The sequence below is a fragment of the Microcoleus sp. Pol7_B2 genome (assembly GCF_036701035.1).
GTDB lineage: Bacteria > Cyanobacteriota > Cyanobacteriia > Cyanobacteriales > Microcoleaceae > Microcoleus.
This window is the reverse complement of record NZ_JAUBQB010000028.1, coordinates 14,102-27,522: the sequence shown is the minus strand read 5'-3', so window position 1 is coordinate 27,522 and position 13,421 is coordinate 14,102. Positions and strand designations below refer to the sequence as shown.

12 protein-coding genes are annotated in these 13,421 nt (G+C 46.0%); 7 read left to right on the top strand and 5 right to left on the bottom strand.

Annotation, left to right across the window (positions count from 1 at the left end; all coding sequences use genetic code 11):
- Nucleotides 1-4: 4 nt before the first annotated feature.
- Both QUA57_RS13235 and QUA57_RS13230 read left to right on the top strand, forming a co-directional pair.
- The gene (locus QUA57_RS13235) at nt 5-1,270 is read left to right on the top strand and encodes a glutamate-5-semialdehyde dehydrogenase (protein WP_333061367.1); all 1,266 of its coding nucleotides are present in this window, start codon (nt 5-7) and stop codon (nt 1,268-1,270) included.
- A gap of 320 nt (nt 1,271-1,590) precedes the next feature.
- Nucleotides 1,591-2,730, top strand: coding sequence for a fatty acid desaturase (locus QUA57_RS13230; protein ID WP_333061365.1), 1,140 nt, complete (start codon nt 1,591-1,593; stop codon nt 2,728-2,730).
- A 118-nt stretch (nt 2,731-2,848) separates the two neighbouring features.
- Here the strand turns inward: QUA57_RS13230 and QUA57_RS13225 are convergent, their stop codons facing one another.
- Together QUA57_RS13225 and QUA57_RS13220 are read right to left on the bottom strand one after the other, a co-directional pair.
- Nucleotides 2,849-4,552, bottom strand: coding sequence for a lipoxygenase family protein (locus QUA57_RS13225; protein ID WP_333061363.1), 1,704 nt, complete (start codon nt 4,550-4,552; stop codon nt 2,849-2,851).
- 321 nt (nt 4,553-4,873) lie between these two features.
- Nucleotides 4,874-6,007, bottom strand: a complete 1,134-nt coding sequence (locus QUA57_RS13220) for a class I SAM-dependent methyltransferase (protein WP_333061361.1) — start codon at nt 6,005-6,007, stop codon at nt 4,874-4,876.
- 551 nt (nt 6,008-6,558) lie between these two features.
- On the opposite strand from QUA57_RS13220, the gene QUA57_RS13215 reads away from it, so the two are divergent.
- The 3 genes from QUA57_RS13215 (at nt 6,559) to QUA57_RS13205 (ending at nt 8,597) form a co-directional block, all read left to right on the top strand.
- On the top strand, nt 6,559-7,614 hold the full coding sequence (locus QUA57_RS13215) for an adenylate/guanylate cyclase domain-containing protein (protein ID WP_333061359.1): 1,056 nt from the start codon (nt 6,559-6,561) through the stop codon (nt 7,612-7,614).
- Nucleotides 7,615-7,650: 36 nt separating this feature from the next.
- Nucleotides 7,651-8,079 (top strand): NUDIX domain-containing protein, encoded by a 429-nt coding sequence (locus QUA57_RS13210; protein ID WP_333061357.1) that lies wholly within the window; start codon nt 7,651-7,653, stop codon nt 8,077-8,079.
- A gap of 74 nt (nt 8,080-8,153) precedes the next feature.
- Nucleotides 8,154-8,597, top strand: coding sequence for an HD domain-containing protein (locus QUA57_RS13205; protein WP_333061356.1), 444 nt, complete (start codon nt 8,154-8,156; stop codon nt 8,595-8,597).
- Nucleotides 8,598-8,679: 82 nt separating this feature from the next.
- On the opposite strand, the gene fabG is transcribed toward QUA57_RS13205, so the two are convergent.
- Complete coding sequence (gene fabG, locus QUA57_RS13200; RefSeq protein WP_333061353.1) at nt 8,680-9,444, bottom strand: 3-oxoacyl-[acyl-carrier-protein] reductase; 765 nt, start codon at nt 9,442-9,444, stop codon at nt 8,680-8,682.
- Between the two features lie 73 nt (nt 9,445-9,517).
- Here fabG and trxA point away from each other — a divergent pair, with 73 nt between their 5' ends.
- Together trxA and QUA57_RS13190 are read left to right on the top strand one after the other, a co-directional pair.
- Nucleotides 9,518-9,835 carry a thioredoxin gene (trxA, locus tag QUA57_RS13195; RefSeq protein WP_015178505.1) on the top strand — a complete coding sequence of 106 codons (318 nt, stop codon included), beginning with the start codon at nt 9,518-9,520 and terminating at the stop codon, nt 9,833-9,835.
- A gap of 87 nt (nt 9,836-9,922) precedes the next feature.
- A complete protein-coding gene (locus QUA57_RS13190) occupies nt 9,923-10,516 on the top strand; it encodes a hypothetical protein (protein WP_333061352.1) in 594 nt (197 codons plus the stop codon).
- 47 nt (nt 10,517-10,563) lie between these two features.
- Here the strand turns inward: QUA57_RS13190 and prmA are convergent, their stop codons facing one another.
- Both prmA and serA read right to left on the bottom strand, forming a co-directional pair.
- Nucleotides 10,564-11,454, bottom strand: a complete 891-nt coding sequence (prmA, locus tag QUA57_RS13185; protein ID WP_333061350.1) for a 50S ribosomal protein L11 methyltransferase — start codon at nt 11,452-11,454, stop codon at nt 10,564-10,566.
- A 184-nt stretch (nt 11,455-11,638) separates the two neighbouring features.
- Nucleotides 11,639-13,222 (bottom strand): phosphoglycerate dehydrogenase, encoded by a 1,584-nt coding sequence (gene serA, locus QUA57_RS13180; protein ID WP_333040304.1) that lies wholly within the window; start codon nt 13,220-13,222, stop codon nt 11,639-11,641.
- Nucleotides 13,223-13,421 lie beyond the last annotated feature (199 nt).

Sequence of the window (13,421 nt, the reverse complement as noted above, 5' to 3'; positions counted from 1 at the left end):
CTAGATGATAATAGAGGATTTTACCCATTCATCAGATGCCGCAAATGTCGCGCGTCGTGCTTATCAAGCTTCTTTGGAGTTGGCTGCGACAAAGAGTGCCGATCGCGCGGCAGCTTTGCAGGCGATGGCGGGCTCGCTGAAACGCAGACAAAATGACATTTTAGAAGCAAATACTCTGGATCTAGAAGCGAGTCGGGACATGGCGATTCCCGAGTTGATTGTGGAGTGGCTGAAGCTGACGCCGGAACGGATCAAGACAACTGTGCAAATTCTGGAACGGTTGGGGGAAATGCCAGATCCGATCGGCAGGGTGATCAATGCTTCTTATCAAGTCGATCGCTGTCAGGTGTACTGTCAGTCGCTGCCACTGGGGGCGATCGCTCTAATTTACGAGGCGTTTCCCGAGTTGGGGGCGATTGCCGCGGGTTTGTCTCTCAAAAGCGCTAACAGTTTGATTCTTAAAGGTGGCAGCGAAAGCTGGCAAACTAATACAGTAATTGGAGAAGCTTTGGTTTCGGCGATCGATGAGGTCGGTTTGCCATCGGGATGTTTGCAGGTACTGCCGCCGGATCGGGGCGCTTCGATCAGAGAATTGGTCACTCAAGACCAATATCTCAATTTAATTATTCCCTACGGCAGACCAAGTTTGGTGCAGCAGGTTGTAAGGTTGTGTACAGCACCAGTTTTGAGGTCAGCAATGGGAAATTGTTACCTTTATTGGTCACCGACTGGCAGTTTGGAGATGGCAAGGTGGATGATTTTGGACAGCCATCAAAGCATTCCCGATCCTGTTAATGCGATCGAGAAAGTGCTGATCGATCGCAACCAAAAGCCTTCTTCCTTAGTTAGGCTGTGGAACAGTTTAAAAGAAAAAGGCTTTCAAATTAGCGCAGATGCGGATCTTGTCGCAGATTTCCCAGACTTGAAGCTGGCGGAACCATACGAGTGGACTCAACCGTATTTAAACAAAACCATAGCGTTTAAAGTTGTCGATAGTTTAGAGATTGCGATCGGCTGGATCAACCGCTACAGCAGTGGCCACGCTGACTGCATCGCCACTGAATCTTACTTAGAAAGTCGCCAATTTGCTCTGGATGTTAACAGCGCCTCAACTTTTATTAATGCCTCACCTCGGTTTTGGCGTTATCAAAATCGGGGAGATGCGATATTTTTGGGAATGTCCAACCAAAAAGGTTATCGTCGGGGATTGATCGGGTTAGATACGCTGACGACAATTAAAGAAATTGTTCAGGGAAACGGACTTTTTTAATCTTATAGGTTATTTAGGATTGGTTATTGGGATTAAACCAAACTGAAAAGTGGGAGACTATTATCGATGCGTAAGCCTTTAATAGTTGTCCAAAAATATTTTTATAGGATACAATAATATCTGGGTAGAACAATCAGGCAGCCTTGATATAAAGCAATTTGATCACCAGCTCCCGGATAGCCGCAGTGGAGACAAAAAAAATCTCCGCATCCTAACAATAAGCCGCCGGATTTATGTGTGGGTTCAATCTAAAATCGGGTACGGGATCTAATTAAATTTAGAAACTTATTAAGTCACATGAAAATACTCTTAGCGATCACATGAAATCAGAAAAATTACTCAATACTTTAGACAAGACGGCAACGCCGACTTTAGGAAAAGAAACGCTAATTAACCACTCGCTATATATAAAAAAATTGCGTCCGCTGCTGCCGTCAGATGCCTTTGAACCAGATACCAGCAAGTTAGCAATACTATTCATCAACGCTGCTATTTTATTGCTGGGGTGGGGAATTGCTGCTAATCTCGATCGCTGGCCTGTCTATCTTTTAGGGCTTTACTTACCCTTAGCCGTCATCATGGGCAATAGTATCATAGTTTTGCTATTTAGCTCCCACGATTTGATGCACGGTAGCGTTCAGAAAAAGTCGCGCTTCACTTATCCGATCGCCTTTTTGGGACTAAGTATGCTGTTTATGCCGCCTACTCAGTGGAAAAATCTGCACAACCTTGTACATCACAATAACACGAATTCTTTAGCAGACCCCGATCGCAACTATCTCTACCAGCAACCAGATACTTGGGGAAAATGGATTCAAAATCTATTTGTACCGTCGGTGGAAGTCAATCCGGTGTGGTTAATTGTAGGGATGGCCGGTTCGTGGTTAGTGCATAATTTCCGCAATCTCACCTCGGTACTGTTCTTTAACGATAAATCTGTCGATTACGTACCGGCTGCCTTTACAGTTAGTCCTAAAGATAGATTGACAATCGCATTTGAATGTCTGGGAATTTTAGGAATTCATGCCAGCATTTTGTTCTACCTAAATTTTCATCCGCTCAAAATCGCTCTCGCCTACTTTTTGCCGATCGCAATTGGTCATGCAGGCGCAATGTTTTACATCTATACCAACCACATGGGTTGCCGGATGACCGCCATTAATGACCCGCTGATCAACAGTATGTCAGTGCGGGTTCCTAAAATATTTGACCTGCTGCACTTGAATTTTTCTTACCACACAGAGCATCATATTTTCCCCAGCATCAACTCAAACTATTATCCGATGGTGCAAGAGTTGTTGCAAATTCACTATCCCGAGCGCATGAATTTAATAGAGGCTGGTAAAGCTTGGCGATTGCTGATGCAAACACCCCGGCATTATCAAGATGAAGTCACCTTCTCTGATTCCTCTGGTACAATGTGCGTGAATTGCTCGATTGTTGAAGACTATAAAAGCTGAGAATTAGCATTGCAACTCACATCTTGAACCATGCTTAAGAACAGGCTTTCCGGCCTGTTCCACAAAGAATGAATTTTCTTGTGGGGTGGGCGTCTCGCCCGCCCCAAAAAATACAATTCTACATACTGATGCTATTGAGTACCAACGAAGGCTTGAGAGCCAAATAAGGGATGACTCGTTTTTGATTGTTAGCATCAATCTTCTGTTCAGCCATATTCAAATTTTGCTGGAACTGTCTGGCTAAAAATTCGATCGGCGTTCCCGCAAAAACTTCGTCGAAACTCATCCGGTAGAGTTCTCGGAAAGATTTATCGTAATAACCCAAACGGTCATATCGATAAGCTGACAAAATAAACAGAATTTTCAGTTGTTCAGCCGCTCGCTTGTACGGAGGAAGCAACCGTAAAATGTCCTTTTCCGTAATCACTTCGAGAGTCCCAGAAGCATTAATTTTGGGAATGTCCCGGTATGCTGCCAAAGGCATATTGGCAGAAAAACTCATGTATTCATACTGGGGAAAATTGACTGCTGAATGCTGCGGGCCGCAGGTAAAAATTATGGTTGTGACAATTTTAATTAATTGTTCAACTGTGTCTATTTTGCTGGGCATTCCTTTGACTTTACCGCCCTCATTCGAGGCTAATTCTTGAGCCCAAGTTTGCAGTTCCACATCTTGGACGAGTGCTTCATTTGTCGGGTAAAAGAATTTGAGATAGCCACATACAAAGGTTTCGATCGCATTCCACAGCAGTAATCCATCATCTCGGTAAGGATAGTGAGGCAGTTGATTTGGATCGTCCATGCCCCGATTTTTCAGTTCGGTTGGGAAGGCAAATTGATCCAGACTCCAGTTACTGCAAGCCTCTCTAGCTATTTCCATTGTCTCTGGCAAGCTACCGCTTAGCAAGTCATCGACTGGCCCGCCCGGAGCGATCAAATAAGAACGCGCCAGCTCGTTGTTAGTCAACATAAACCGAAAGTGCGGTTTCAGCAGCAGGCTAAGGGGGTGATTTTTAGCCAACTGTCGGGCGGTGACGATCGCGATTGGTTCCATCACCAGATGAGTTCGACCTAAATGCGAACTCATTTCGTGGTGATTGGCATCTGCTACTTGCACGCAGAGTTTGGCAAACAGCCAATCCACAGGAGGATCGAACGGGGTGTAAAGATGGCTATTTGGCGTCGGATCTAGTTGAATGGCGATCGGCACCAGTTCACCGCGATCGCGGATTCCCGTCCACCGCCAAGCGAAAAAAGCTCGCGGTTTTGGCAAGAATTTTCTGCCTTTTTCATAGCTGCCGCCTCCAATTTTTGAAGGCGCGCGATAGTGTTGGTCGCTACCCGTATAATCGGCAATGTAAATGTTTTTTTGTTGCAACTCTTGGCCCAGATCGAATAATGGGTGAAAGCTGGAAATTTGTGCCAGTGTTTGCGCCCGAGGATCGCCGGCATCTAACAAACGAAGCATCATCGGATTTGCTCCAGACAGGCGCTGTTCTGCAAAAGAGCGATCGGTTTGGTAGATTTTGGCAACAGCAGGTAGCGGCAGCAGAGTAAACAAATCTTCATAGTCTTGGAGGTCGTCGAGAGGATCGAGAAAACTTCTCGAATCGGCCGCCAGCATATTTCCTGGAAGTTCCGATGTTGCTAGTATCCGCTCTCCAATATACTTGCTCGAAAAGTTCTCGGCTGGTGGCACATCTTTCAATAATGCCAAAGGTGATAAACTCTCATGGTCAAACTGATAAGCTTGTTGCTGGCGATTCAAGGAATCACGGCGCTGTTCTTGGTTCGGATCGTCTTGAGGAAGAGAAGGTTTCATATTGTCTACCATTGTATAGATTAACCCTTTTTCGGTAGTAAAAAGCCGGATAGCATCACTACCGATCGAGGATGGAATTTAAAAAGTATTGTGCATGATCACGCTTGATATAAGTCTTATTCACCGAGCAATAATCTTATTCCGGATTTTTTTAAACTCAGAAAAATTCCTCAAAAGAAGGCAACACTTTTCGAGCGCCCTAAATCTAGGTTGAAAGGTTTCATTCTCCCTATAAGTAGCTCGCACTCAAGAACCCCGACTTCTTTGAGATGTCGGGGTTCGGGGTGTTCGGTTTTTTGAGCGGGGCCTACGGATTAGCGATTAGGCATGAGTCATTAAATATTGACCGTTGCCGTTATATTCGCCGTCGCAACTCGCGAAATTAGCCACAAACCAAATTAAGTAAAACCGCCAGATGCGGCGAAATTTGGCATAGTCAATGCCGTAGTCTAAATCTTTGACTATTGCTTGAGAATCGTCAAAGTTTTTCAGCCAGTTAGCAAAGGTTGTGGAGTAATTGTATCCGTTGATATACCATCTTTGAACTGTTTTGAGGTCTTTATTGTGGCTGGGAACGGCATCGTATTTCCAGTAACGGCCGTGGGGGAAAATGTATTTGTGGGTGAAAACGCTGGATATATTGTTGGGGGTGCGAACTGTGATGATATGAATGAAAACTTTGCCGTTATCCTTCAGGAAAGAGGCGAGCTTTTGGAAAGCCTTCGTTAAATTACCTACATGCTCAAAAACTCCGATGGAGAGAATTTTGTCAAATTTTGTCTCGAAGTTGGCGTCGTTCAAATCGCTTTCATATAGGGCAAATCGACCGGAACTAAGGTAGCTTTCGGGGTCTTGCATCTTCTGACGCATATACTCGCATTGGTGGTGGCTGAGGTTAATGCCAGTAAACTCGACATTAGGGAATTTGGAAAGAATGTAATTGGGAACGCAACCCCAACCACAACCAAAGTCTAAAATGTGATCGCCATCCTGAATCTCTAGCTTTTCAATAACATCATCAATCATCTGCATTTGCGATTGTTCAAGGTTGGTGGCTCCTTTTTCCCACAATCCCATGCTGTATTTAGGATAAATGAGTTTCCCGTCGCCTAACATCGGATTCAGCATGGCTTGAGGCAAGTCGTACTGAATTTTCATTAAATCTTGCGATCCTTCGGCTGTATGGTCTGTTTCTGTTAGTACCCATTCGTAGGGTGCAAGCAGGGAGGGAAAATGCTTAAAAAAGACGGGCATACAGGTATCAAAAAGCGATCGCAATACTGAATCTGGGACTTCTAATCCGTTGATGTAAGACTCTGCTACTGCCATTTGCACCGTGTTAACTGCACTGACTGCGAGGCGGGTTGCTCCGTAAGCGATCGGACTTTTGGTATGCACATCTCCCACGAGAGGAATGTGCTTTTCGAGGTTTTGTAGGGCTGTTGATGAAGTCATACTTATACTGGTTTTAAAGATGCTGCTATTCTATCTCACGAAAATTGGCTGGTGGTTAGAGAGCAAAAAAGCTGAAACTATTGCCAAGTAAGGTTGGCACAGCAAAATTTCGCAAAATCCTAAAAATATATGGCGGTTGAAGGGGATTTGATAACGGATTTATCGGGGTTTGGGCGATAATAATTTTATTAAGAATTATGTCAGTTTATTTGAGATCTTAGATTTTAGATCTTAGATTAACTCTACAGCTTGAATAGGGGTATTTTCACGGTGCGAGGAAAATTTTAGTGCTCAGTTATACATTTTAGATTTGAGAATTGGGAATGACTGATGAGCTAAGGGTTGGACTATTGCCTAGAGTTGCATTCTTTTTTTAAACTGGTGTCAGTTGGGCGCTTGAGCTGACGCAACGAGAAGCAAATGCCGATCGCGACTTATAGTTAAGGAATCAGGGATACAGAAAAAATGCCCAGAAACCGGGTTTGCATACAGGTTCGCTGCAATAACAGATGTCCGCGAGATTCCTCGCTAATTAGCTAGACGCGCCAAATATGCCACAGATTCACTATCTGCCGGACGATCGCACGATCGAGATAGACGACGACGATATAATTCTCGAAGCTTCCCTGCGTGCCGACATTCCCCACACCCACATCTGCGGCGGTAGTGCTCGATGTTCGACTTGCCGGGTATTGATTGTCGAAGGTTTGGAATTTTGCTCTCCGCGCACTTCGCCGGAAGAGGAACTTGCCAAAAAATTGCGTTTAGAACCGGAAATTAGGCTAGCTTGTCAGACACAGGTTGCGGGCGGCAAGGTGATTTTGCGCCGATTGGCGATCGATTCTGAAGACTTGGAATCATTTAACGACGAAATGGCAGGAAAGTCAATTTCTGCTCCTGTCGGGCAAGAGAAGAAAATTGCAATTTTGTTTGCCGATATTCGAGGGTTTACTACGTTTGCAGAGTCGCTGTTGCCCTACGATGTAATTTATGTTTTAAATCGCTATTTCCAAAAAATGGGTTATGTGATCAACCGCAATGGCGGGATGATTAATAATTACATGGGAGATGGTTTTATGGCGCTGTTTGGGTTGGAAAATCCCGACAAAGCGGCGGAACAAGCAGTGAGGGCTGGGGTGGAGATGCTGGAGGAACTAGAGAAACTCAATCCTTATTTTGAGACTTTATACCGTCACCGATTGCGGATTGGGATTGGGATTCACTGCGGCTGCGTGGTTGTGGGGAAGTTGGGCGCGTCGAAGAGTCAGACAGTTACGGCGATCGGGGATGCAGTGAATTTGGCCAGCCGGATCGAGGCTGCTAACAAGCAAGTGGGAACAAGTTTACTGATTTCCGAGGAGACTTATCAGGAAGTTAAGGCATTGGCGATCGTCGATCGGTGCGTATCCGTGCCAATTCCGGGGAAAAGTGGCGAATATCCGCTGTATGAAGTAGTCTGGATGCCGCCGCTGCCCGTGGAAATCGAAGAAGTTTCTGAGGTAAGGGAAGGTTTTATTTGGCAAAGTTTTGTCAATAAATTTTTGGCTTTGTATGCTGCCCCGTACAATTGGATTAGGAAAATCTGGAGTCAAATTAGAAAACTCTAGAGAAACTTTTTTGAGTTTTGTTATTCCCTGGAGAAGATGAATATTCCTCAGTCAATAGTTCGCATTTTTCTCATGCTCCCCAACGGTCAGATTGGGGCCCAACTGCGAGATAATATTCCCGGTATTGCTAGTCAAGGAATGCTTTCTACTTTTGGTGGTGGCGTGGACCTTGGAGAAAGTCCACAGCAGGCAGCCCTGCGAGAAATGGAGGAAGAAACTTGCCTCACAACCAATGATTACAAAATGGAGTTTATCACAACTTTTACTCACCAAAAGACCCACAAAGATAGAAAAATTTTACAAAATAACCACCTTTTTTTGGCTACAGTTAGCGATTGTGATAAAATAGAAATCAAAGAAGGTGTGGGTTTGGTAGTTTTGAGAAAAGATGTAGATTTCGAGAAAGTCAATGCAGGGGAAGGTACTCAAATGGCTTGGAAATGGTTGCAGGAATATTTACAATAAAAACTCCCACACTACCTTTTGCCCGCGAGGAGACTGAAACTTTAATAGAGAACTTCTTTACTATGTTGTCAAATATGAATTCAGATTACGAATCATTACTACAACGAGCGATCGCGATCGCCGCAAAAGCTCATGAGGGGCAGGTTGATAAGGCAGGCAATCCCTATCTCGATCATCCGCTATTTGTGATGGAAAATGTAAATTCTCTAGAGCAAAAAATCGTAGCGGTTCTACACGATGCGGTCGAAGATTCTGAACTGACACTTGAGCAACTTAAAAGCGAAGGTTTTCCTGAAGTTATCGTCTCGGCGATAGAGGCGATTACCAAAATAGAAGGAGAAGCTTATGCAGCTTATTTAGAACGTGTGATTGGCAACCCGATCGCACTGCGAGTCAAAATCGCTGATGTTACTCATAATCTCGATCTTCGTCGCATCGCCAATCCGACAGAGGCAGATTTTCAACGCATTGCCAAATACAAAAAAGTGCTCAGTCAGTTGTGTGCCACCTTAAAGTAATTATTAACCGCAGATATCCGCTTTCATCGTGGCACAGGCATCTTGCCTGTGCGATATCTGCGGTTAAAAAAATCCCGAAATCCTAAGCCATTACCATCCCCCCATCCACATTAAAAACCTGCCCCGTTATATAAGCCGCAGCCGCATCCGCCGCCAAAAACTTCACCATCCCCGCAACTTCCTCAACTTCCCCATATCTCCCCAAGGGAATATACTTCAAAATGTCATCAGACTTGACATCCTTAGTCATATCTGTAGTGATAAAACCCGGTGCAACTGCATTCACAGTAATCCCGCGACTGGCCAACTCCTTCGCCACAGTTTTAGTAAACCCAATTACCCCAGCCTTCGCCGCACTGTAATTAGCTTGTCCGGGATTGCCCATTTGCCCAGCAACCGAAGCAATATTAATAATTCGGCCGCTTCGCTGTTTCAGCATGATTTTACTAGCCGCTTTCGCACACAAAAACACGCCGGTTAGATTCAAATCAATTACCGCTTGCCAATCTTCCAACTTCATCCGCAGCAGCAAAGTATCCCGAGTAATGCCTGCATTGTTCACCAAAATGTCAATCCGTCCCCATTTTTCCATGACATTACTGGTGAGTAAATCTACTTGGTCAGTTTTCGAGACATCTGCTGCAAGTGCGACAGCTTCTCCTCCAGCACCGACTATTTCTGCTACCACCTCATCAGCAGCAGCACTCGAACTCGCATAGTTGACGGCGACTTTAGCGCCTTCTGCCGCTAGGGCTAAAGCAACGGCGCGGCCGATTCCCCGCGACGCACCGGTCACGACAGCAACTTGACCCCGCAATCTCTGAAAAGTCTCTGGTAATAATTCCATAATTGTATCCTCGCAATCTACCAGAGAATTTTGCACTAAAATCGAGCCAGAACCCAAAAAATTATTTTGTCTTATGGCAGTTCAAAAACAGTTCAGCAGTTTTGAAGAGTTACTATCCGGCTCTGACTTGCCGGTGTTGGTAGATTTTTACGCTACTTGGTGCGGGCCTTGTCAGATGATGGCACCGATTTTGGAGCAAGTGAGTGGTCAGATGAAAGACAAGCTGATGGTTGTCAAAATTGACACCGATAAGTACGAACAGTTGGCGTCGCAGCATCACATTTATGCTTTGCCGACTTTGGTGTTGTTCAAAAATGGCGCTGAGGTCGATCGCATTGAGGGAGTGATGCAAGCGGCGCAGTTGATCGATCGAGTGCAGCCTTACTTGTAACCGGAGCCAATTATCTCACACGTAGGGTGCGTCACCTCATATCTGATTAATTATGAATAAGATAATCGTAGTTGACGCACCCTACCTATGAAGACTCCCAGCCACGCTATTATCAATCTCGCAATTCTCGGCAAACCGCAACTGCCGCAAGCTAATCTAATTATTGCGATCGGCGGAATTTTGCCGGATATTCCGATATTTTTATTTTACTTTTGGGCGAAATACATTGCTCGCTTGCCCGCAGCTACAATTTGGTCAAAAGCATATTATGAGCCTTTTGTGCAAAATATTGTGGCTCTGTTTCATTCAATTCCCCTTGCGGTTATGGGTTTGCTAATTGCTTATTACTTTGGCTGGCAGAGTGTGCAAATTCTGTTTATTAGCATGATACTACACTCTCTGGGAGATTTGCCTGTCCACAATGACGACGCTCACCGACACTTTTTTCCGTTCAGCAATTACCGTTTTATCAGTCCCTTTTCTTATTGGGATCGGAAGCACTACGGGTCAATTGTTTCTGTGGTTGAAATGTTGTTAGTGCTGCTGTCAACTTACCGCGTTTTTGGTTTTGTTAATTCTTCTGCTGGAAAAACGTTGTTGATTTTGGTGAATGGTTTTTACTGGGCTGGCGCGGTTTATTTTCAGGTTAGAGACTTATTTAAATTCACTTCCCAAAGATGAAACATGAACTCAAAATTACCAATTAGCAATTAACAATTACCATATTGTTAACTACGCCGAATATTAAAACAACACCAATCTTGGCGCTTCCACAGAGTAGCCACAATCCAGCCGTGCTGTTCCAGAGTGTCGGCAATTGGCTTAGCTTGTTCGAGCAAAATGCCGCTGAGCACGCCCCAAGTAGTGGGTTTGCTAATTGCAGTGAACTGCGGGATTAAATCAATGATTACTTCTGCTAAAATGTTGCATATCAAACCGTCGATCGGCTCATCGACCATTTCTTTCAGGCGATCGATACTTCCGAGCTCTGCAACTAACTGCTGAGAATTAACGCGGTTGAGTAGTCTGTTGCTAATGGTCGATCGCACTGCCAAAGGATCAGTATCCAAAGCATAAACTTTTGTAGCGCCCAACAACACTGCGCCGATCGACAAAATACCTGATCCGCAGCCGATATCAGCAACGATGCACTCTTTGTCATCAAAACCGAGACGCATTTCCAGCGACTCCAGACACAGTTGAGTAGTGGCGTGAGCACCTGTACCGAAAGCCACACCCGGATCTAAACGCAAAATGACGCGATCGGTATCAGTCGGTAAGGGCAGCCAAGCCGGATTAATTAAAAAGCGATCGCCCACTTCTTGAGGCTGCCAGTGCTCCTTCCAAGTGCTGCCCCAGTCTTCGTCTTCAATCAAATCCCACTGCATCGCAGGTAGGGGCAAACCTGCACACAGAGCATCTTGGCGCAGCCACAGAGACAGAGCGGCCAAATCCAGCAATCCTGCCTGTTCTTCGGGCAAATAAGCCGACATCAGGCAGGAATTGCTTTTGAGCTCCGTAGCAGTTCCTCGACAGTTAAACCGTTCCAGACGCCAAAAGATGATATCTTCCAGCGCCGGATCGCAAAGAATTCTAATTTCCCACCAGCTATGTGCCATAACGATTTTAGATTTTAGATTTTAGATTTTAGATTGGCCCAGGGGAACTGGAGACTGGGAAGTGGGGAGTGAGGAAGGAGGATTGGCTAATAGAAAAATTCCCGCTTTCTTGCCAATGACCAATGACCAATTACCCATTACCAATTATCAGCCCTTGCATCCAAAATCTAAACTCCAAAATCCGTCAAAGATTTACCGTGTAAGCATCCCGAATTCCCGGAACTTTTAGGATCTCAGCCAGTATCCCCTCTGGTAGAGGGTCATCGAGGCTCAAAACCATCACCGCATCGCCTCGCACGATTTTACGGCCTACTTGCATACTGGCAATATTGACATTAAAACTGCCCAATTGGGAACCAATTTTGCCAATAATCCCCGGCATATCGCGGTGCAGGGTAAACAGCATATGGTGAGTGGGGGAAACGTTGACCGGGAAATCGTCAACGCTGGTAATCCGAATTTCGCTTTCGCCGAGCACTGCACCTGTGACGGTGTGTTCGCCGAGGGTTCCCTTGGCCGAGAGGTGCAGGGAGCCGGTGTAGTCGCGAATTGAGGCGTCTCTGGTTTCGACGACGCGAATTCCGCGTTCTTTGGCTTCGATGCTGGCGTTGACGTAGTTAACGCGCTCTCGCAGGGCTTGGGAGAGCAGGCCTTTGAGGGCGGCGACGACTACGGGCTGGCTTTGGTTGCTGGCCAATTCGCCTTGCAGTTGAACGTTGAGGTAATCGACTCGGCCTCCGGCTAGCTGGCTGACGAGGTTGCCGAGGGTTTCGGCGAGTTGCAGGTAGGGTTTGAGTTTTTCGATCGAGTCTGGGTAAATTCCTGGTATGTTAACAGCCGATCGTGCGGGTAGCCCCAACAGTACATCGCGAATTTGTTCAGCAACATCGATGGCCACATTCACCTGAGCTTCCGCTGTGGATGCTCCCAAGTGGGGCGTCAGCACAATGTTTTGGCCGACACTCCGCAACGGGGAATCAGCTTCCAGCGGTTCGTGTTCGTAAACGTCCAAAGCTGCGCCGGCGATCTTGCCTTCTTTTATGGCTTCTGCTAGGGCTGCTTCGTCGATGATGCCGCCTCTGGCGCAGTTTATGATGCGGGCCGTGGGCTTCATTTTCGAGAGCACTTCAGCGTTAATTAAGTGCAGGGTTTCCGGCGTTTTGGGGATGTGCAGGGTGATGTAGTCAGATTCGCGCATCAGCAGTTCGAGTTCTACCAAGCGGCAGCCCAACTGGTCGGCTCTTTCGGTCGAAATGAAGGGATCGTAGGCCAGCAGTTTCATGCCCATTGCTTTGGCTGCAGCGGCGAGGTGGGAGCCGATTTTGCCCAAACCGACGATGCCGAGGGTTTTTTTGTAAACTTCTACACCGATAAAGCGGTTGCGTTCCCATTTACCACCTTTGACGGATTCGTTAGCTTCCGGGATGTGGCGGGACATCGAGAGCATCATGGCGAGCGCGTGTTCTGCGGCGGCGATCGTGTTGCCTTCGGGGGAATTGACGACTACAATTCCTTTGCGGGTAGCGGCGGGTACATCGACATTATCTACGCCGACGCCGGCTCTGCCGATGATTTTAAGTGAATTCCCGGCTTCAATGATTTCTTTGGTAACTTGGGTGCCAGAACGGATCATCAAAGCGTCGTAATCTGGAATAATTTTTACCAGTTGTTCGGCTGAGAGTCCTGTGTTTACGTCAACTTGCGCGACTTGGGAGAGGATGTCAATTCCGGCTTGGTCGATCGGATCGGATACTAGAACTTTAGGCATAGCAAGCAATTGAGTGCAATAGTAAAAATAGACCGAGCGTTGGCGAGCTCAAAGTTGAGACTTAGACTTAGAGCAGTATCTAACAGCTCAGCTCAAGCTTGCCTTTGTGCAGTTTGAATTGTATCTGTATTCGGTCAAGGTCGGCCGTTTTTTGCATGAAATATTTTAGCTTTGCGGGCGATCGGACTCTCTGAGTGTC

Bases quoted from the DNA above. Each gene is read 5' to 3' on its own strand.
- QUA57_RS13235 (WP_333061367.1), top strand. From the start codon at position 5: ATGATAATAGAGGATTTTACCCATTCATCAGATGCCGCAAATGTCGCG.
- QUA57_RS13230 (WP_333061365.1), top strand. From the start codon at position 1,591: ATGAAATCAGAAAAATTACTCAATACTTTAGACAAGACGGCAACGCCG.
- QUA57_RS13225 (WP_333061363.1), bottom strand. From the start codon at position 4,552: ATGAAACCTTCTCTTCCTCAAGACGATCCGAACCAAGAACAGCGCCGT.
- QUA57_RS13220 (WP_333061361.1), bottom strand. From the start codon at position 6,007: ATGACTTCATCAACAGCCCTACAAAACCTCGAAAAGCACATTCCTCTC.
- QUA57_RS13215 (WP_333061359.1), top strand. From the start codon at position 6,559: ATGCCACAGATTCACTATCTGCCGGACGATCGCACGATCGAGATAGAC.
- QUA57_RS13210 (WP_333061357.1), top strand. From the start codon at position 7,651: ATGAATATTCCTCAGTCAATAGTTCGCATTTTTCTCATGCTCCCCAAC.
- QUA57_RS13205 (WP_333061356.1), top strand. From the start codon at position 8,154: ATGAATTCAGATTACGAATCATTACTACAACGAGCGATCGCGATCGCC.
- fabG (WP_333061353.1), bottom strand. From the start codon at position 9,444: ATGGAATTATTACCAGAGACTTTTCAGAGATTGCGGGGTCAAGTTGCT.
- trxA (WP_015178505.1), top strand. From the start codon at position 9,518: ATGGCAGTTCAAAAACAGTTCAGCAGTTTTGAAGAGTTACTATCCGGC.
- QUA57_RS13190 (WP_333061352.1), top strand. From the start codon at position 9,923: ATGAAGACTCCCAGCCACGCTATTATCAATCTCGCAATTCTCGGCAAA.
- prmA (WP_333061350.1), bottom strand. From the start codon at position 11,454: ATGGCACATAGCTGGTGGGAAATTAGAATTCTTTGCGATCCGGCGCTG.
- serA (WP_333040304.1), bottom strand. From the start codon at position 13,222: ATGCCTAAAGTTCTAGTATCCGATCCGATCGACCAAGCCGGAATTGAC.